General features: G+C 48.5%; 15 protein-coding genes. All 15 read right to left on the bottom strand.

Annotated elements, in window-relative coordinates; translation table 11 throughout:
* Window positions 1-116 precede the first annotated feature (116 nt).
* The 15 genes from PXH66_RS10980 to PXH66_RS10910 all read right to left on the bottom strand — a co-directional run bounded on the left by PXH66_RS10980 (window position 117) and on the right by PXH66_RS10910 (window position 19,486).
* On the bottom strand, window positions 117-851 hold the full coding sequence (locus PXH66_RS10980) for a glycosyltransferase family 2 protein (protein WP_330931527.1): 735 nt from the start codon (window positions 849-851) through the stop codon (window positions 117-119).
* Window positions 852-856: 5 nt separating this feature from the next.
* A complete protein-coding gene (locus PXH66_RS10975; protein ID WP_330931526.1) occupies window positions 857-2,854 on the bottom strand; it encodes a 2-phospho-L-lactate transferase CofD family protein in 1,998 nt (665 codons plus the stop codon).
* A 5-nt stretch (window positions 2,855-2,859) separates the two neighbouring features.
* Window positions 2,860-3,675: an NTP transferase domain-containing protein gene (locus PXH66_RS10970; RefSeq protein ID WP_330931525.1), complete on the bottom strand. Its 816-nt coding sequence runs from the start codon at window positions 3,673-3,675 to the stop codon at window positions 2,860-2,862.
* An 8-nt stretch (window positions 3,676-3,683) separates the two neighbouring features.
* A complete protein-coding gene (locus PXH66_RS10965; protein WP_330931524.1) occupies window positions 3,684-4,328 on the bottom strand; it encodes an HAD family hydrolase in 645 nt (214 codons plus the stop codon).
* The gene (locus PXH66_RS10960) at window positions 4,325-5,284 is read right to left on the bottom strand and encodes a class I SAM-dependent methyltransferase (protein WP_330931523.1); all 960 of its coding nucleotides are present in this window, start codon (window positions 5,282-5,284) and stop codon (window positions 4,325-4,327) included. Before PXH66_RS10960 ends, PXH66_RS10965 begins: the two co-directional genes overlap by 4 nt.
* The gene (locus tag PXH66_RS10955; protein ID WP_330931521.1) at window positions 5,268-6,782 is read right to left on the bottom strand and encodes a B12-binding domain-containing radical SAM protein; all 1,515 of its coding nucleotides are present in this window, start codon (window positions 6,780-6,782) and stop codon (window positions 5,268-5,270) included. The genes PXH66_RS10960 and PXH66_RS10955 overlap by 17 nt, the downstream gene beginning before the upstream one ends.
* A gap of 136 nt (window positions 6,783-6,918) precedes the next feature.
* Window positions 6,919-9,150, bottom strand: coding sequence for a hypothetical protein (locus PXH66_RS10950; protein ID WP_330931520.1), 2,232 nt, complete (start codon window positions 9,148-9,150; stop codon window positions 6,919-6,921).
* 221 nt (window positions 9,151-9,371) lie between these two features.
* Entirely contained in the window at window positions 9,372-10,355 is a 984-nt protein-coding gene (locus PXH66_RS10945; RefSeq protein ID WP_330931519.1) for a bifunctional heptose 7-phosphate kinase/heptose 1-phosphate adenyltransferase, read from the bottom strand.
* The gene (locus PXH66_RS10940; RefSeq protein ID WP_330931518.1) at window positions 10,352-10,915 is read right to left on the bottom strand and encodes a D-sedoheptulose-7-phosphate isomerase; all 564 of its coding nucleotides are present in this window, start codon (window positions 10,913-10,915) and stop codon (window positions 10,352-10,354) included. Before PXH66_RS10940 ends, PXH66_RS10945 begins: the two co-directional genes overlap by 4 nt.
* A 15-nt stretch (window positions 10,916-10,930) precedes the next feature.
* A complete protein-coding gene (gene rfaD / locus PXH66_RS10935) occupies window positions 10,931-11,923 on the bottom strand; it encodes an ADP-glyceromanno-heptose 6-epimerase (protein WP_330931517.1) in 993 nt (330 codons plus the stop codon).
* 25 nt (window positions 11,924-11,948) lie between these two features.
* Window positions 11,949-12,446 (bottom strand): adenylyltransferase/cytidyltransferase family protein, encoded by a 498-nt coding sequence (locus PXH66_RS10930; protein ID WP_330931516.1) that lies wholly within the window; start codon window positions 12,444-12,446, stop codon window positions 11,949-11,951.
* 17 nt (window positions 12,447-12,463) lie between these two features.
* Entirely contained in the window at window positions 12,464-13,012 is a 549-nt protein-coding gene (locus PXH66_RS10925) for a D-glycero-alpha-D-manno-heptose-1,7-bisphosphate 7-phosphatase (protein ID WP_330931515.1), read from the bottom strand.
* A complete protein-coding gene (locus PXH66_RS10920; RefSeq protein WP_330931514.1) occupies window positions 13,009-16,818 on the bottom strand; it encodes a glycosyltransferase in 3,810 nt (1,269 codons plus the stop codon). The genes PXH66_RS10925 and PXH66_RS10920 overlap by 4 nt, the downstream gene beginning before the upstream one ends.
* Window positions 16,815-18,926: a methyltransferase domain-containing protein gene (locus PXH66_RS10915; RefSeq protein WP_330932363.1), complete on the bottom strand. Its 2,112-nt coding sequence runs from the start codon at window positions 18,924-18,926 to the stop codon at window positions 16,815-16,817. Before PXH66_RS10915 ends, PXH66_RS10920 begins: the two co-directional genes overlap by 4 nt.
* Window positions 18,923-19,486 (bottom strand): hypothetical protein, encoded by a 564-nt coding sequence (locus tag PXH66_RS10910; RefSeq protein WP_330931512.1) that lies wholly within the window; start codon window positions 19,484-19,486, stop codon window positions 18,923-18,925. The genes PXH66_RS10915 and PXH66_RS10910 overlap by 4 nt, the downstream gene beginning before the upstream one ends.
* Window positions 19,487-19,527: the final 41 nt, after the last annotated feature.

The following is a 19,527-nucleotide window of genomic DNA, read 5'->3' as shown; positions in this document are numbered from 1 at the left end:
TAGCATGAATTAATCACGCGTTGCGCAGATGAGGATGCGCTGAATATCGGTTGATGGCTCCTATGTTTTATTATGAAAGTTAACCCTGAAATGGGTTGGAGAAAACAAACGTTAGCCTAGCGTCGAGAGAAATTACGATATCGCCACAACGTGCGAAGTGCAATCAGTCCGTCTCGAGGTTTAATTTTTTTCCCTTCATTGACTGATCGCGGACGGTAATCGACTGGGATTTCAATAATATTTACCCCCCCATTTATAAGTTTAGCTGTGATTTCATGATCGGTTTCAAATCCGGAAGTTTCTAGTTTTAGGGATTTAAGATATTTCGCAGGATAAAGTTTATAAGCTGTGAGCGTGTCTGTGATCCACTTTCTGTATAGTAGTGCAGTCCAGATTGACAACACGATTCCGGCGAACCAAGGACCGATGTCTTGATTCGGGTGCTTTCCAGGAAAAAGGCGTGATGCATTAGGCAAACGTTTTTGGCCAAGTATGCGACTCCCGTAGACAGCTGTGTTGTTTTGTGAAGATAGCGCAGCGACAAGTTCAAAATAATTGTTTGGATTGTATTCCAAGTCTGCATCCTGAATAAGTATAAAGTCGCCGCTACACTCTATAATGCCTCGACGAACGGCCTTGCCTTTCCCTTGGTTAGGCACTTGTGTGAAGCAAATGATATTAGAATGTGATGACGCAATGGCAGCTGTATTGTCATTCGATCCATCGTCTACTACTAAGACTTCCTTTGAGAAACCGAGTGGGGTTAAATCTACTGAATTAATTTTAACCAACAAATCGCCAATGGTAGCGGACTCGTTGTAGGCTGGAATAATAATAGATAGAGTTTTCATTTTCTTTAATTGTCGAATCTGTATCTGAAGAAGGCCCAAAGCGCTCGTAACCCCTGCCATGGGGTCGTCTTCTTGCCTTCCGATTTTGCACGAGGTAGATATTCGACCGGAATCTCTAAAATGAATTTTTCCAAGCGACTGACTTTCGCAATCAGTTCCATATCAAGGTCGACCCCGGAAGATTTTAATTTCAGGCTTCGAAGAATGCGACCGTCGAATGCTTTTATACTGGTGAGAGGATCTGCGACATAGCGATTGTATAGGAGTAATGCAGTCATGCTGAGTAAGATACCGCCGTATTTACTCATGAAATAACTCATCCAAGCGTTACCGTAAATTTCGTTAATGCGACGGTTCAAATTGACGCATTTGATGGCGCGACTTCCGAATACGACTTCAAAATTGCCCTGAATGAACGCGGTGACAATGGGATGAAGATCTTTCGCTGAATACTCCGCATCCGCAGGAAAGAATACTACGATGTTGCCTTTAGAATTATCGATACCTGCGCGAAGCGCATCTCCTCTTCCGTGCGAATTTCTTACTTGTATTTTTCGCACGCCCGAGAGTGTGGATACAATCTCATTAGTTCGGTCGGTGGAGCCCCCATCGACGAACAATATTTCTTTAGCCAGATTGAGTTCGGAGAAATCGAGTGCTAAAAGCTGCTTTAATGATTTCTCTATTGTTTCCTCTTCGTTTAAAGCCGGAACTACAATCGTTACTAAATGATGTATGGATTTTAGCACCACTTCCAATCGAGGCTGCACGATAACTTGGAGCTCTTCAAGCACTCGGCCTCCGATGTGGTGGCCTTCAGGGGTTTCCCAGTCGAGTAGGACTAGTTTTCTCGAAGCAAACGGAAAGGACTCCAAATTGAACGGTACAAGCGTGCTATCAGTTGAATTTGATTCTGGAGACTTTTGAATAAAGAAGTGAGTTACGAAATTTTCTTCATTGAGATCGACTTTATCATATCGCCTCATGCAATGAAGGAAACGTCGTGCGATGCTTCCTGCGTCTTCGGCGACAATATCATGGTCTTTTCTCGTGTTGCAAATAAACACCTTGTCCGCCTGTTTATTCGCGGCGACTAGCTCGGCTATTCCTTCAGTTAGATAGGAAGGGAAAAGAGAAGAATGCTGGGTTCCCGGACCGTAAATGATGACATCCGCATTTTCGAAAACATCTGGTAGTTCTTCGTTAAGTTTCGGAAAGACATGATTTCGGCGAATGAATTCCGATGCTTCTGCGTCGTCAAGTAAGTTGCTTTGAATACTCTCACGAAAAGCAGATTCTTGAAGCAAATATATGCCAGATATTTTGGAGCCGGAATGTTCTGAAACGATATCGGCTTCATTTCGCAGTACGGTTCCTTCTTCCGTAGTAGCGACCAAAAATAAGTTTTCTCCATCCGTCACATTCAGTAGGTGCGATTTTATCTCATAGAAAGCTGAGAATGACTTAATCGCTGTATTGAAGTTCTGTTTTGAGGTTAAATAACAACCAGCGAACAAAATATTTCCTAACGCGCAATCGTTGTAGTCGAACGGGGATCCTTCTTCGGCGCGCTTGCTTGCGTAGTTAAGGAATTCATTACACCAGATTGAAAGCGTATCAATTTGTTTCAAAGTTAAAGAAACAAAAAGAGAAGTTATATCCTTAGGAAGGTTCTCACTGGATCGAGAGGATAACCCTCTAATAATTGTGACTGCGTCATCATATCGAATCTTTTTAGGCAGTCGTAAATCGGATAGTTCTGCCAAGGCTTTGAAACAGCGTTCATTTAGAGGCATGAGACGGCTGATGTTCTTACGGACGTCGGAGGGACCGAGCATTCCTGGAATAAATTTACGCAGACGACCGGTGGAGTGCCCGTCGTCATAAGCGTTGAGTAAAATGGAAAGATTGATCTGCGGATGTTTGAGAAACGCCTCCGTGATGCTTTTTGTTCCACTTCCGCCGGAGAAGAGAACAATGTTTATTTTATTGGATGCCTGCATCTGATTCAATTCACCCGAAGCATTTGTTCCATTCGTTCTGCGTCAGCGAGAGAGTTGATACCGAGAGACTCGGTTTCGGTGACACCGTTAAGTGATGCTATTTTATAATTGCGAGCAAGCAATGGAATTAAAGGTAACAAATTAATTTCGTTGGTTCTTGCGCCGCGCATGTCTGATTGGTGTGCGGGTGCGAGAATCGCAGATTTTAACATCTGTGTTTTAAAGAAAAATACTCCAGCGTCGCTCTCTCCAACCTTAGGCATAATATCTCCTTCCCGTGCTTGTCGCACATATTTGATTGAGTGGTTAGAATCACGCTCAAAATGGATGTATGGATTAGATCTTATGACCGTAGGAATTACCGCATCGAAATTGCCGGTTTCCAATTTATAAACACCGGCGGCAATTGTGCGATGACGCAATGCTGCTTGGTCTCCCCAAACTACAATGACATTCGGAGTTTTGACTTTTCCCAATCCGGTAAGTACGGCATCTGCCATTCCATTTGGTGTACATTGTATAGCGATCGAGTGTCGATCAGGGAGAAGCTTTTCGGTTTCAACCTTTACCAGTGGTGCTCCGGTAGGCGATAACACGAATACAAAATGTTGGGCATGTGGTTTAAATACTTTAACCAAACGTTCGAGTATTGACTGGCCGTCAATTGGGAAGAGGATCTTCGGCAGATGCCAGTTAAGTCTGGAGCCCTTGCCGGCTGCTGCAACAACTACCGACCAATTCTTGCTCTTCGAGGGATCGCCTGCAACAAGTTCCGCAGGTAAGTCGTCAATGTTTGAAATAATTGATACTTTAGTTTTCAATGCGTTAATTAGTGTAAAGAAGCCGCATTTTTTAAAACAACGTGTGCGCCGGCTGTAATAAGTTCATTTCTAGTGTGAGTAGTAGTAACGGACCATACAGTCATGCCAGCATTCAAAGCCGCATCGATCCCAGAGATGGCATCTTCAACGACAAGGCATTGAGATGGTTCAATTGACAAGCGGTTCGAAGTTGTTATATAAATTTCCGGAGAAGGTTTGGCTTCGGCCACGTCGTCACCACACAGCGTTGTTTTAAAGAGACTTTTAGACGTTGATAGTTCTAGGAAAAGGTCTACCGATTGGCGGGATGCAGAACTCGCTAAAGCAAGTTGAAATTTAGGAAACAATCGTTTGAGCATCTCAGTAGTGCCATCGAATATTGGTTGTTTATTTCTGATAAAAGATAATGCCAGCGCAGTTTTCTGTTTCGCGAGGTGTTTAATTAAATTGACGTCTGGTTTTAGTCCGTGATGTATGAAAACCGATGTAATGACTTCTGTGGTCCGCCTTCCGGCGTAGTCAGGGTAGTGAAAATTCTTTATACCAATAGAATTAAAAACTTGTCGAAAAGCGTTGGCATGGCAATCACTTGAATTTATAAGCACGCCGTCCATATCGAAAATAATAGCCTTGAACCTATTTGGTATGGTCATGCCCGTTTTCGCGCCAAAACGAGTGTTTGACCCATGTTGTAGCGTATTGGCACCGATTGGAATCGGCAAAGGTTTACCAGGCTTCCAAGAATTGAAAATGGTTTAAATATTACGCTGGCGCGTTCCAAGGCGTATCCTAATTTTAAACTTTGAAAGTATGGCTTAATGCTAACCACATCGAAGCCGCACTGATTTAATTGCTTTCGTATTGTCTGGCGAGTGTAGTAGGTTAGATGGACGCTGAGCCAGAAAGGCCAACGCCCCCCGAGAACTCGCGCCGCTAGACTCCCAATATCCGGGTAATTCACGATGAGAAATCCACCTGGTTTTAGCATTTGAGCTATGTCGTCCAATGTCATGGACGGTTCTGGTAAGTGCTCTAAAACGTCCCAGAGCGATACAATGTCGAATGAATTATTTTGAAAAGAATTAGCAGTCAATATTCCCTGACGTGCGTCCACTCCAAGTTTATTTCGAGCATGGTCCACCATCCATCGACTAGGTTCGATCCCTATGGCTTCATAACCGCGGTCGGATGCTGCTCGTAAGAATGCACCGCCCGCACAACCCACATCCAAAATTTTAGGATGCGAAGAGGCTGAGAATCCATGACGCCGTTCTAAATTTTCCAGCGATCTTCGAAACGTCGCGATTCTTGCGTCGTTTTGTTCTACGAAGACCGGGTCAATCGCATCTTGATAGGATTTGATAATGATATCCTGTTTTGGCCTCGGATTGAGATAAACGCTATCGCAGCTCTTGCATTTCACGACTTGGTCTAGAAGTCCGGAGTGGCTCGATGCACTGTAGAGCTTGAGTAGATTATCTTCATTAATCCCAGAGGTATAAGTAGCCTCTTTGAGAACTGTAAATTTCAACCCATTACAAACAGGGCATTGGGTGTCATCGAACAAGTCAGGATTGTTGATGGAGGGAGATTTATTCAGTTGAGCCATATAGAGAACGCGGAAAGGAGCCGAAAAGTCTACGAATACGCCAAATTGATACTCGATATAGTGCCTGTTCAAGTTTGGTCTTGAACCGACCTGCCAAAATACCTTTCACGTTTCCACAAACTTTGAGTGGGTGATACCAGCATTTCCATACAGCGAAAGATACGTAATGTAGTAAGCGTCGTTGGCTTAATTTGGCAAAATCTTTACGCCATTTTGGCGAAAAAGTAAGTTGCGAATAATTATCATAACCACTGTATTGATCAAATATGGCGGAGCCAGGGATGGGGGTGATAATGAATTGAGCAATTTCGTCTAACCCCGCTTTGGTTAATTTTTTAATATAGTTTTTGGTTAGCCTGACATCTTCTTTCGTTTCGCCCGGGAATCCGAGTACAAAACATGCTTGTGAGCGAATCCCATGCTTGTGCATTAATTTAACCATTTCAAAGGCGAGATCGTGCTTGAATGGTTTATTGATTTTCTTCAGAAGTTCGGGTGAACCGGTTTCAGGTGAGAAAGAAATATAATTGCAACCTGCGGCAGCCAATATTGGGATGGTATCTAGTTCCATTGTTTCAATCTTGGTGCCGGATGCGAATTTCCACTTAACCTTCAATTTTCTCCGAGTGATTTCATTTGAAATGTCAACCATTCGTTGATTTCGCACAGTCGGATTGACGTCTTCAATGTGGAATTCGGAAACGCCTAAAGTAATTTGCCAATGAGCCATTTCATCGACCACATTCTCGGCTGATCGAGGCCGCCATTTGCGTTGATTCGTAGCGGGTATCACACAAAAACGGCATGGGACGGGACAGCCGCGAGATGTTAGTAATGGCAGGTATTTCGATTCCTGCGGTCCGTGCGCGTAACCGATAGTCCAATAATTTTTCAGCGGAAAAGATTTCCAGTCGGGAAAAGGAAGGTTGTCCAAGTCTCGATCAGGTTGGATTTTCACCATCATGGAAAGGTTTCCGTCAATCTTGCGAAAAATCAGTCCGGCTGATTCTGGGGTATCGTTCTCATTAGACCAAGCTTTCAACATTTCTGCTGCCGGACGTTCGGGGTCGCCGGTTAACAGCACCTCGTAGCCCAAATTCAAAAAAGCTTCAGCATCGTGGCGAAGAGAAATTGCGGTAACCGCCTGAGAGTTTTCCATAAGAACCAATCGAGTGTTCGGGTGTCTTTTTCGAATCTCGATTGCGATATCGGATATGGCCCTGTGAGCTGCGACGCCGATGAAATAAATGATCACAACTTCGGTGTCGACGGGAATCTTGTTGACGGTTTCCTGTATGCTTAGGCCTTGAATGTAGCGATCCTCAAATGGTAGGTATTTGGCGGGAGCCTCACCAAGTGCATCGGTCACATGCACTTGGTGACCTTGTTGCTTTAAAAAGGCGGAAAGATAAGCCAACATGAATGGCATAAAGATGATTCCAGTGTGGGGATCATCTTTTTGCGAAATCAGAGGTGGGTTAATTAGACAGACTTTCATGGGTGAAGTGACGGAAAGTCGAACATGCTTTCAGAGTTTGAGTCGTGCCCGGTGCATTGATTGGTATCATCCGCCGGAAGTATGGATTTAGAAGAGAGAAAAATTGTGGATTCGTGTCGGAGGCTTTATTAGAAACTTAATTGGAGATGGTTATCGATCGAATCGCAATGCCCAGAGGCCGCGAGTCAGCATTCACTCCAAGTGAGAGGGGCGAGGAAGGTGGGTCGATGATGAGCCTTAGGTCAAGCAGACGGTTTGGAGAAATTGCTTCAGGTGGAATTTCAACGATACGGATACTGTCGTTATCCGTGGTGTCGAAAACCCAAGATCCCACCAATCGATCGTTCGCGAAGATTTCAGCTGTTTTTTTGGTCTGAGAAGGGGCGAGGAGAGTAAACGTGGAAAAAGAGAGATGCAGGGCTGTTTCAGGCATTTCCTTGAAAAAAAACTGGAGACCGGATTCTGGCCCCACTGTCCAACGAAAATCGGTTTCTTGATGCGACCAACCTCCATTTAAATGTCGCTCGCTGTCGCCGAATTCAGAAAAATCCACCATGTGATTTAGAGGTATCAGGATCGGCACCTCTTTCGCCGCCAAGTAAACTTCGATGTTCGGGTTGATTTGCTTTTTTCCGGTTGCCGGAATTGCGACAAAAGCATATTCTCCTTGGGTAGATAGCAACGCCTTTTGGGTTAGTAAATGCTCTAAATTTTCTACTATCGCCGCGCCTTTATCCTCATAAGCTGTCGTGTTAACTAAAATTCCGGAGAAATTCGATTCGGAGAGTTTGGTTACGAAATCGATCAATGAAACTTGGGTTAGTTCCGAGTTAAACGTTAGCGCCTCGCCCGTGAGGGCGGGCCAGCTCCAATTTAGCGAGGTTGATGTTACGTAGGCCAGAAGATGGGAATGGGCGCCGAAACGCAACATTGGCGGAGTATGTGGATACGGCATATGGGGAAGCTGGTAAATTAAAGCTTCCTCCGGTAGCTCATTCTCCAATTTAGTAATAAATTCTTTGGTTTCGAGATAACGAGCTTCCCCGTTGTGGTGTAATGATGCTACGTAGCCGAACGAGGCTTGATCGAGGACACCAATTATAACGACTAGAGTGCATACTGCATAACTCCCGAGTTTAGGTATTCGGTGGCTAATGTTCTGTAATGCGTAGGCGACCGGAACAATAGCGAGAAACGCGATAAATACGCTTATACGATTATAGCACCGTATTTCAGAACTGATCCAAAGATTGAAAAGGCTGCCCAATCCGCCGATGGTCGCCAGCAAAAAAGAACTTATAGCCAACGAGGATGAAGCTATGAGCGGCGACTTTAATGGGAGCCAAGTTCTAGAAAAATAACCGGATACTGCAATGAACAGTAAGGTCAATAATCCCAAGGAGGGAAGCCCGCCGATTTTTGACGTCGTGTTTTCGTTATCTAGGGGAAAGTGTCCCACTGTTTCATTAGTGAAATCTCGGAAAAGCGAAAGTGGATGATCCTGTCGCGGAGTGATGAGATGGCGAAGTTTAAGTCCGTAGGTGTCGGAGTCGGCCATGCTCTTGGAACCGATTAAAGCATCACTTGCGATTAGATCGTTTTTCCAAGCCAGGATACTTGGCAAAAGTGAAAAAAATGCCAGCACAGCGATAACCGCAATGATTGCGCCCGGCCAGATTGTTGCGCGAATCGAACCGCGCCTCGCCCACGCGATCAGAGCTGCAACGCATAAAAGGAAGCAGCCAAAGAAGGCAGTGTAAATATAACTTAAACCAACCACACAGGTGAATCCTACGGTAACCCATCTTCGAGTGCGACTCAGGTCTCTCAATGTGTCTGAAGCAATCAACACAGCGGTAGCGCAGGGGAATGGAACCATGTAGTGTAGCAGCATTAAATGAGCCGTATTTCGTAGAAAGACCGATGGGATGAACGCGAACAAAATACCGGCGGTCGCTGCTATTAGGGGGGAGTATCCCAAAGTTCTCAGGCTCCAGCAGGCTGAAGCGGCTGCGAGAACGAACGAACTCAAAAAAACTCCGAATACGACTGATCCTGGGGTATCGGTAACTAACGACCAAAGATTGAGCAGGAAAATTTCTGTCATGCCGCAGAAGGGAAACAACAGCATATTAAGCTCAAAAGGTGCGGATAGCCGATCGATTCGCCACCATTCGGCACTTTCGAGCATTGATCTAGCTATCGCTAGATAGTGCAGCGCGTCCCCGTCAATGTTCAAAGGTATTTCGAAATTCCAGCGACGAAGGTCAAATCCCCACCAAAGTATCGTGAGCACTGCGAGCACAACTGATAAATAGAGCGTAGCCTCCCCAGTTATGTAACGCCGTTTGGTTTTGATTGTTGGCATGTTTGTCGGGGGCGCGGGGGGCGGGTGTGTGTGTGGGGGGGGAGGGGGGGGGGATTTCGGATAAAGGGGCATTTGCCTTACGGGAACCTTGTGATCTACTTTACCATTCGGTAGAGCGAAGCCTTCCTAAGAGTTGACAAAGCGAATTGAGAAGGTTCAGTCCGTTGGAAGAAATCGATTCGAAACGGCACGGCCATTTAAATTTGAAGAAGTCAGAGCGATCAGATCGAGGGAAGGTGCAAGGCCTTGGATAACTCACTGCGAGTTACGGTGGCCGTTCCCAACTTGCTGACTACCACACCCGCTGCTGTATTGGCAATGTGCACAGCATCCTCCGGACTCAGTCCGGCGCTCATGGCGGCAGTAAGCGTGGCAACAACGGTATCACCAGCACCGGATACGTCGGCGACCTGATGCGCTATCGTGGGGAAATGGCGGGCGGACCTCTCACGAGATTTCAAAAGCATACCATTTTCACTCAGAGTCATAACCATATGTTCAGGTCGATGGCGATCGATAACTAATTGTGCCACGTCTTCAGCCGCGCATTGTTCAAAGCTGCAATGCGCAGGAAGGCCTGCCAGTAAGTTGGCTTCGCGGCGGTTCGGCGTGAGTAAATTGAAGCCACTTATTTCCAGTGAACGAGTGGGCTTCGGGTCAAGTGAGAGAAAGACATTTTTTTCTTTGCATACCTGACGCAAGCGATCGATGACTGCTTGGTCGATTGTTCCTTTTGCATAGTCAGATATTATCACTGCACTGTATTGCATTGATTTTTCGGCCAGTAGATCCATTAAGCCGCCGACAGCTAGTGTATATAGAGGCGGGCGCTCTTCCCGATCGAGGCGGCAAACCTGTTGGTTTTGAGCAAGGACGCGCGTTTTAGTGATAGTGGCGGTGCCATTGCGGGCTAACCTAGGCTCGAATGCAACGTGGTGTTTCTTCAACAGGCAACTGAGTTCCTCACCTGCCGCATCGCAACCAAATGCCCCAAATATTTCGCAGCTCACCCCAAGTGCGGCAAGGTTGAGAGCAACGTTGGCGGCACCGCCTGCCGTGCAAGTTTCCCGATCGATCTCGACTACTGGCACTGGAGCTTCAGGGGAAATACGTCGAATATCTCCCCAGATGTAGCGGTCGAGCATCACATCGCCGACCACTAAGACGGAAATACGATCGAGAAAATCGAGAGATAGCGGGGTCATTGGACGAGTTCGAGGTCGCCCTCGATCAGCGAAAGCCAAGCGTGAAGGATAAAAGTGTGGACTTCCTGAATTCGGGCCGTGGATTGGCTAGGCACTACGATAGCATGGTCAGCAATCAATTTTGAAGGGCCCCCGTCCTTACCTAGCACGGCGATGGTTCTTAGTCCGCGATCGCGGGCTACCTGCAAAGCGGTGATTATATTAAGCGACTTACCACTCGTTGAAAAAATCACCAAAATATCACCCGATTGACCCAATCCTTCGATTTGTCGGGAGAATATTTTTTCAAAACCGTAGTCGTTGGCGATACATGTTAGTGTGGCAGAGTCGGAACAAAGAGGAATTGCGGGAAGTGATGGACGCTCTCGGTCAAATCGACCAATTAGTTCTTCCGCGAGGTGCATGGCGTCGGCTGCGCTGCCTCCGTTACCGGCGGTATATATTCTTCTTTTTGCCCGTAAGGCCGTGCGGATTTCATGTCCTGCTGCCTCAATAGCAGGAATGAGTCGACGACTTTCCTCCAACGTGGCGATCAGCTCTGCTAGTAGGGTGGAAATCATAGCTTAATCTTGAGCTCAAATGGGAGCGTTGGCACGAAGCCATTGTGCATAGTCGGCGACCGCATCGGAGAGTGGCGTAGGCGAAAAAGAGATTCCGGCTTCGGTCAGTTTTCGCATTTTGGCTTCGGTGAAGTATTGATACTTTGACCTCAAATCACGCGGCATTGGTATGTATTCTATGTTGGGGGGCTGACCTACTGCCCGGAATAGTTCCTCGATTAGCGACCGAAAGGAGTGAGCGCGGCCTGTGCCGAGATTGAAAAGCCCAGACACTTGGGGTTGCTTAGTTAACGTTAGTATGACGTCGACGACATCAGCTACATAGATGAAATCGCGGAGTTGGCCGCCATCGGCGTAATCGGAATGATGTGACTTGAATAGCCGGACCGCCCCCGTATCCCGTAATTGGTTCCATCCATGAAAAACCATCGATGCCATGCGGCCTTTGTGGGACTCGCCCGGACCATAGACGTTAAAGAACTTCAGACCCACGCACTGTGCCGGACGAGCACGATCCTTTTGCGTTTGTGCTTCGACCCAAAGATCAAAATCGTGCTTGGATTTGCCATAGAGGTTGAGTGGCCTCAAATTTTGTATGTCATACTCGTCATCAAATCCGTGGGTGCCATCGCCGTAAGTTGCTGCACTCGAAGCGTAGATAAATTGTCGCCCGTTGGCGGCGCTCCACTCCCATATACGCTGAGAGTATCGAATGTTGTTTTCTGCTAGATATCTCCAATCGGTTTCTACGGTAGAGCTACAGGCTCCCATGTGGAAGATCACTTCCGGTGAAAGCGAACCTGATTCAAGCGCCTCGATAAATGCGGTATGAGTAAGAAACGATACGTCGGGAGCCACCGCCAGATTGGTTACCTTTCTTTGCGAGATGGGGTGGTCAACCGCCAAGATATCTTCGGCGGATGTGGTTTCATTTAAGCGGGCCAGGAGCCGACTACCGATAAAGCCGGCTGCTCCAGTAATGACAATGCGTGGATTGATTAAGGGCATTAAATTGACGGGAAAGGCAACGGATTCAGGTAATTTCTCCGGCTCGGGCGATTTTATGAATTAAATTGGTGGTGCTAAATCCTTCCAAGAACGGCAGAAACTCAATCTTAGCGTCACAAGTCTCCAACGCAGCTCTTTCGCCAGAGTGCAATCGGGTCAGAGAGTAATCGCCTGCCTTGGCATAAATGTCGGGGCAGATTGCTTTAATCTCCTCCTCAAGATCCGGAGTTTTGAACACCAATACGCAATCGACGCACTCCAAGGCGGCTAACGCATAAGCGCGCTCCGTTTCCGTGATCACTGGTCGACCAGTCCCCTTTAGCGCTCGAATGCTGGAATCGCTGTTCAATGCTACAATCAAGTAATCGCCCAAGTTACGTGCGGCCTGTAAGAAAAACAGATGACCTGTGTGCAGCAGATCGAAACAACCGTTCGTCAAGACGCACGTTTTGTGAATGTGGCGCAAACGTTCACGTTTCGTGATCAGGCTGTCGAGAGATAATAATTTAGAGTTTTGAAGCATCGTCTTTTTCCAGCTTACTAAGTTCCTGCAATTATCCTGAGCGCAAAAGCGTTTAGCGTCTGAAAGTGAAGCACTTCTTTAGGTAAACCAGTGAGATTGCTATCCCCAATTCGGGCCGCATTAATTCCCGCTAAAAGGCCCGCTTCGACGTCGCTTCGTTTGTCGCCTACCATCCAACATTGAGTTTTATCCAGCTGCTGATTGATCACCGTTTCAATGATGTAGCGGGGACTCGGCTTCCGATAAACCACTGGTTGGTTGGGAGCCTCGGGAGCGATACAAACGCCGTCAAAAACCGGATCGGGTAAATCCAATAGTTTTTCCATCCTTTGGTTGCATATTTCTACCGTTTCCAGGGGGAAAAAACCACGTCCAACACCGCTCTGATTTGTAAAAAGGAAGAGTCGAAACCCGTTGATTCGTAGAGCCTTCAAGGCTTCAGATGCCCCAGGCAGCAGTTCGACCTTACAGGGATCGCTCAAATAGCCGACATCAGTGATTATAGTCCCGTCGCGATCTAAAAAGATGGCTTTGCCCGGTTCGGCACGATTGAGGTTTGTGCTCATGGTGTGACCGCAGGCGCGCTGGATTCTGCTGGGAGGCTGGACGAGCAAAAACTCAATGCGTTGATGCTGCGCACCTTTCGGAGAACGTCTTCGACTGTGATATCTTCGATACACTGGCATTGTTCGACGGCAATGCTGCGTTTGGTCGGATCAAAACCGTCGCAAGGATTGTAACACAAGTTGGCACAGCAGGTGAGATGTTGGATTCCTACCGGTGAAAACTCATCCCGAACCAACGGCCGAGTTATGCAAATCACTGGCGTGCCCATGGCCGCCGCGATATGGACGGGCGCGCTGTCATTGCTGACAAGTGCGGAGCAGCACGCGAGCGCAGAAGCCGTTTCTAGAAGAGAGAATTTCCCACAAAGATTCACGACGCCAGGCACCGCGGAAATCTTTTCTGCATCTTCGAGTTCGTCGCGAGCTCCAATCACAACCACAGGCAGTCCTTGTTCAACGAGTAAGTGGGCGAGTTTGGTGAACTTTGCGATAGGCCACTTCTTAAGTGGCACTCCAGCACCGGGGAAAAGAGCAATGGTCCCGGGTTCGAAGCTGTGTGTCTTTTCGACAGCTGAGTGGTGGGCTGGAGACGGAAAAAGTTCGGGGTCCGACCAATCGGTTACACCAACCGCTGCGAGGAGTTGTCGGTGCTGTTCCGTTGCGTGCATGGCCTTAGTCCGCGTCAATGGATGTGTAATGAAAAAACCGTAGGACGTGTCATTGGTGTAGGAGAGCAATATGCGATGCGGGATTGACGCAGCAAAAGGAACATTGCCGTGGTCAGAGCGTAGATTCACGACCAAGTCGAATTTTGTTTCCAAAAGCATGCGTTGGCCGGCCGCATTGGCGTCCAGTAAATGCGCAAGTTTTCGTCCTGCTGGCGGATTACGCCACATCCACGGTGCATTGTAAGTCACTATGTGTCTTACGTTCGGATTCGCCTCTAGGATAGGCGCTGAACTCGGTGCAACAACCGCGGTGATCTCCGCATTGGGAAATCGGCTTTTCAACGCGGCAAACACCGGTGTCGCGAGAACCAAGTCTCCAATGTGATCGAGCTTGACCACAGCAATCGTGCGCGGGGTCCCGATATCCATCGGTGGCGGAGGAGCTTCACCTTGCAGGGATTGCAGATTCGCGGCGATATTTTCGAGAATCGGTCTGACGCGGGCGGGAAGGAATGCTTCCCGTCGAGTCCGCTGACCGCTTAGAATGCTTTCCCGATAGTCACTGTCGTGAAGCAGCTTGAAAGCGAGGTCGGCCGCTACGTTAGGATCGGCCTTAGAGTGATACAGACATCCAGATCCGGCAAGAGTTTCCGGGATTGCGGTGGAGGCGTAGGAGAGAACCGGGACGTCGAACCACATCGCCTCTATGAGTGGCACACAAAACCCTTCATGTTCACTAGCACACCAAAATAGCGACGCACAACGATAGTAGGCATTCAATTGTGCTTCGTTCACCCGACCTACGAATTGCACGGAATCTTCGAGTTGAAGACCCCTGACGAGCTCCGACAGGCAATCCTGATAGAACGAAGCGACGTCCGCAGTGCCAACGAGATATAGGCGGGCGTTCGGATCGCGGAGTCGTAAATGGAAAAACCCAACAATCAGGTCCTCATGCCGTTTGTTTGGAACAATACGACCTACGAACAGAATGTTGCTACCCTTTCCATGCAGCTCGGCCATAATTCGGTCGTCAGGGGGAAAGGACCAATGTTGCGGGTCAATACATAGTGGCAGCACACCCGGCGCATCAAATCCGTTTTCTTCGAGCTCGGATGCGTTGTGGGCCGAGTCGCCGACGTTGACGCGGAAGAACGGCGCTAAATGGCGAAGATCTCTGCGTCCGTCCCGGCATATTTTCACTAGTTCAGGACGATAGTGCCGGAAAAATTCCGCTGGCGTGATATTGTGGTATATAAGTCCCCTCGCTGCAGGATGGTTGCAAACCCAAGGGGTTATTTCCGTCCCAATTGAATGATGATACAGCAGTGCGGCGGTTTTCGGCAGGGCCCCCGGACCGGTTAAGTGGTGAGCTTCGTCAATGACTTCTGGTGCAATGTGTCGTGCAAAAATCTCAGAATCATAGCCGAGCATCTGTAGTTGTTCACGGATCCACATACTGTGATTACCGATCGCGTCACCGTAGCCGAGATTGGGCAAGACTTGATGGATTTGACCTTGGCCTTTGACTGTGGGGGAATTGATGGTAATTTCGGCAGATCCAGTTGACCATCGTGGGTAACTGCCGTTCCCATCTTCGCTGCGGTTCCAACCTTTGCTCAAGCGCACGCGCAGGTCGCTCCCCTGTTCGTTTCTAGCTTCAAATCGTGTGAGACAGAATCCGCGGTTGCGTGGATCTGGGGCGGTGCGGCGGGATGAACGATTAGTCTCCAGATAGAGAATTCGATCATGCTCGAAAATCGTGGCACGAAGACCATCAACCTCTTTTGGCTGATCGGTGCTGATTTCCCAACTCGCCACCTCTCTCAATCCAGCAATTAGTATGATGCGTTGTGGTTCAAGCGCGTAGATGGTCAAATTGATCTCAATTTCTTGAGCTTCCATGTTGGTCGCTGGCGCCAACAGTTCATCGTAGCGATCCATGACGTTTTCCCACGTCGCTAAATGAGCAGCATAATCGGAACCTTGCTGCCCGGCGGCTGCGAGATCAGCGCCATCCATCAATTCCAACTGTTCCAGCATCTCAATCCATTCATCGCGGTTTTCTGCGAGCCAACCTCCGCGGCTAGATTTGACCGCTTCCGCAGTGGCAAGACAGGAGCGACGAGCAACCACTGGTTTGGATACAAACCATGCCTCGAAGATTACGCGTGAAAAGCTTTCGTTCGGGCTCGGCTGGAGCAGGGCGATTGTTTTTCGTAGCAGCCAAGCTCGCACGTCTTCGGAAACCAAACCCAAGTCGAAAATGCCCGAAGAGGGATCGGAAAAATTGTCGGAGCCCGGACCCGCGATCACCATGTTCAGACTTGAATGGCCGTTGGAACGATGAGCTTTGAAGGCTTCCGCTACAAGATAGGTGCCTTTACCGCGATCTTTTCGCCCGAGCACGAGGACAAAAGGTGTTAACTCGTTTAATCGTTCGATATCCGGACCCGACGGAAGGGGAGAAATGGGTTCGACGCCTTCCCCTACGACTGCGGACTTTGGTTTAATGGCTGGTCCGTAGAGCCGCAAACCCAATGCTTCTTCTCCCGCGCTGTTCCAAAGGATGTGTTTCGCCTCAAAAAATATCCGCTGGACACATCTAAGGTAAGCATAGGCTTCATCATGCAAGCAGGGCTGCAACCATGCTCTTGAAGCTACAATGGGAAGACCTTTCAGGATTGGGCCGTAAAGATAGGGAAGAAAAATAAATGCGCGATAGCGCCATCCCTCTTTGCCTAAATACTCGAGCAGCGACGGACAACGGATTAGATGCTCCTCAAACACACTCTCATCTTCCTCCGAAAGTGGACTTACTCCTGGTGTGAGCGATGCTGGATCTAGGGAAAGCAGGTAGCCGCAAACTCGATCGAATGCAGCCCGATCTCTCGGTTTAACAGGGAAACGTAGAACGGAAAAGCCTTCCGGTTCTGTTGTTCGCCCAGCTGGTAAGTCGTTGGTTGACCAATCATTCTGAAATGAGCTGCAGCAGGTGGTAATGACCTCGACTTCGTAACCGCGGCCGGCAAACCGAAGAGCTAAGTTCCATGATTGAAGTTCGGCGCCTCCTTTGAGTTCGCGCCCGAACCACGGTGTGACGATCGCAATTTTACGGTCAGTTTTAGAACCACTCACGGTTTTACTCCGATCACGGCATAATCTTGCGGCCCATGGAAATAGGCGTTGAATCGGTCTGCAACTGGATCCCCTTCCGCACCTACAAGTTTTGACGAGTCGTAGGGGTGTAAAAACTCTAGTCGAACATTACTGAAACCTCCATTTTGCAAAAGAAATTCTCCCAAGGCGGGATGAACTGGATGTTGATGAGTGGGGTCGATGCGGAAGTTTAATGCACTGGTAAGGATATTTCCTGGGTTAGGTGTTTCGAAAATAACGATCCCTCCCCGCCGGAGAATTCGGAAGCAATCCCGAATGACTTTTTGTAAAATGGGGAATGGCAAATGCTCGATGACATGAAAGCCTGTTATCACAGATACGGTATCGGCGGGCGCTTCAGACAAAAATTTGACGAGATTTGCCTCAATGACCTCAACGCCTCTTTCGCGGCAAGTGCCGAGAAAGAATTGGTTCATTTCAATCCCAATGGCCGAGAGGTTTCTTTCTTTGAGTAGTTCGAGCCATTCACCGCGACCGCAGCCTAAATCTAGCAAACCTCTTGTGGCATAGAGACTATCGAGCGGGTGCTCGTCATCGGTGGATCTTAATACGGGCGGGAATGTTTCCACACGTTCACGGGCGTCATCAATCGTTTGTAGATAGTGAGACTGGCGTTCACGAATAAGAGCACGCGGGCCGCGGAATCTAGCCTCCAGTGCAGCGTAAAATCCATCCATTTGGACGGTTTCAGCATCGGTAGCGGTTTCAAGCGCTTCAGAAGCTGCTTCCTGTTGGTGCGCTTCATCAACTTCGGCGAGCCTTTGCAGCTGGGCTCGTATGGTAGGGAGAAGTTGTTTCGAGATGTTGGAGAAGGCTGAAAGTGATGCTTCAGACGACTCCTGACGCCGTTCGAGATTGGAGCAGTTTTCGACCACAGAGAGTAAATCCGAACGAAGGGAATCAATTTGAGCGGTTAAATCCTTGTGTCCGACGTTGGCTGAGCGAATCGATGATGCTAACGAATTCTCCCGTTTCACCGCTTTGGATCGGTTGGTGGCTTCGTGTTCTTTAATTGATTTAAGCTGTGCGGAGAGCGTCGATTCAAGTGCTTCGATTTTTTTAGCGGCCTCGTCGAGTTGGGAAGAATGTTCCTTCTCGATTCTAGCTATCCGGGTGGATAATTCGGATTCGAGTGAGTTGATTTTCTTGAAAGCTTTTTCGAGACTCGATGCTTGGTTTCGGTCGAAATCAGCGCGCTGTTTGGACCGCTCGGCTTCCAATTTCTCAGATTGAACTTTGGCTATCGATAGGTCGTTTTCGAGAGTGGTGACCCGCTGGCGGAGCGCTGCCCCTTCGTTGGTCGCACGCTGTTCCTGATCTTCCAACCGGCTGGACTCCGCTTTAAACTTTAAGTCATTTTGTAGTGAAGAAACTCGCTGGTTCAGGTCTTTCAGGCGTCCTTCCGTTGCACGAGAAATAGCGGTCAAGATGCTCGTTCGCGTGTTCGCGATTATGGAATCCTGTTCCAGCTGAGTGTGGAGATTTCCGGCAACCTCCTCGATTTGTTGGGTAAGCTGATCGACTCGAGTGTTCGCCGTCTCGGCATCTCGCTGCATTTGAGTATGGAGATTACCGGCAACTTCCTCGATCTGCTCCGTGAGCTGGCGCGTGTATGCGGTGAGCATCGCCTCCCGTTCGCTCTGTTCTTTTTGATCCCCGGTGATCTTCTCAAGATGATGGGTGAGAGCGTGTATATGTCTAGCCAGCCCCGAGTAATGTCGCTGCACGCGATCTCCGTGTTGATTCAAATGCGCCGTCAACAGCTCCAAAACACGATCGCGATTCTCAATTTCGCGGGCGAGTTGCGACAAGGAAAGCCCCACGCTTTCCAGCGCTTGCAGCGTAAGCTTGTTAACCAGGCCTTGCCGGCGAAATAGAGCAATTTTGTCCCGGTTTTCGTCGTTGGCGGCACGCACCACCTCGTCGAAATCGACCGGTAATGGAATCGACTGTAAGACGGCCTCGGGCAGCGCGAACCCTGGTTGATTCAACGAAATTTCGACTGATAATGAAGGGAGATCGGCCAACGACGGCGAATCTGACGGAGCAGGTGAAGGGAGACTCATTTTTGGAACCCGAAAGCATCAGCGGGGTGAAGAATAAGTTCAACGAAGGCCAAACCGAGAGGGCGAGGATCGGCACTGATCCCTTTCGACTCGGGAGAAAAGCAAGTTGGAATCGAGAAACGCAAATTGTGGATATTGTCGCTGCCATTCGCCTCGCTGAGGATTAAGGTGCTGTAGGTGCCGGGCTGGCTGACGTTCCAAGAGCCGACCGGCGTATTGTCCCACGATGCAGTGACGGTTTGCCGACTAGTTTCCCCGCCCAGATGGGGATGGGCTGTAAAAGTGAGAACCATGTCCGCAGCTGTTTGTTCGAAGCGAAATGCCATGGTTGCTGATTCAGATACCGTCCATCGGTAGTTTGTTTCAGCGGTAGCCCAACCATCCACCAGATGTGATTCCGCGTTGCCGCCTTTTTTGAAATTTAATACTTGACCCGGAGAATAGAGCGCTTGGCTGGAGCGCTTCTGTAGGGCAGAACGGTGCATTTGTTGAGAAACCTCGGCACGTATTCGTGCCATGAGGTCATCGACATCGAGGAGATTGGTCTTAGTTTGGGCCATGAATAGACAAAAAATGGGTTATCCCTGCAGTGTTTTGCGAT

Origin of the sequence: Synoicihabitans lomoniglobus (assembly GCF_029023725.1) — a bacterium.
Lineage (GTDB): Bacteria > Verrucomicrobiota > Verrucomicrobiia > Opitutales > Opitutaceae > Actomonas > Actomonas lomonigloba.
Note: the sequence above shows the minus strand (reverse complement) of the source record. Positions and strands in the feature narration are given on the sequence as shown.

Bases quoted from the DNA above. Each gene is read 5' to 3' on its own strand.
- PXH66_RS10965 (WP_330931524.1), bottom strand. From the start codon at position 4,328: ATGACCATACCAAATAGGTTCAAGGCTATTATTTTCGATATGGACGGC.
- PXH66_RS10910 (WP_330931512.1), bottom strand. From the start codon at position 19,486: ATGGCCCAAACTAAGACCAATCTCCTCGATGTCGATGACCTCATGGCA.
- PXH66_RS10945 (WP_330931519.1), bottom strand. From the start codon at position 10,355: ATGACCCCGCTATCTCTCGATTTTCTCGATCGTATTTCCGTCTTAGTG.
- PXH66_RS10930 (WP_330931516.1), bottom strand. From the start codon at position 12,446: ATGCTTCAAAACTCTAAATTATTATCTCTCGACAGCCTGATCACGAAA.
- PXH66_RS10960 (WP_330931523.1), bottom strand. From the start codon at position 5,284: ATGGCTCAACTGAATAAATCTCCCTCCATCAACAATCCTGACTTGTTC.
- PXH66_RS10950 (WP_330931520.1), bottom strand. From the start codon at position 9,150: ATGCCAACAATCAAAACCAAACGGCGTTACATAACTGGGGAGGCTACG.
- PXH66_RS10955 (WP_330931521.1), bottom strand. From the start codon at position 6,782: ATGAAAGTCTGTCTAATTAACCCACCTCTGATTTCGCAAAAAGATGAT.
- PXH66_RS10980 (WP_330931527.1), bottom strand. From the start codon at position 851: ATGAAAACTCTATCTATTATTATTCCAGCCTACAACGAGTCCGCTACC.
- rfaD (WP_330931517.1), bottom strand. From the start codon at position 11,923: ATGCCCTTAATCAATCCACGCATTGTCATTACTGGAGCAGCCGGCTTT.
- PXH66_RS10925 (WP_330931515.1), bottom strand. From the start codon at position 13,012: ATGAGCACAAACCTCAATCGTGCCGAACCGGGCAAAGCCATCTTTTTA.
- PXH66_RS10915 (WP_330932363.1), bottom strand. From the start codon at position 18,926: ATGAGTCTCCCTTCACCTGCTCCGTCAGATTCGCCGTCGTTGGCCGAT.
- PXH66_RS10940 (WP_330931518.1), bottom strand. From the start codon at position 10,915: ATGATTTCCACCCTACTAGCAGAGCTGATCGCCACGTTGGAGGAAAGT.
- PXH66_RS10975 (WP_330931526.1), bottom strand. From the start codon at position 2,854: ATGCAGGCATCCAATAAAATAAACATTGTTCTCTTCTCCGGCGGAAGT.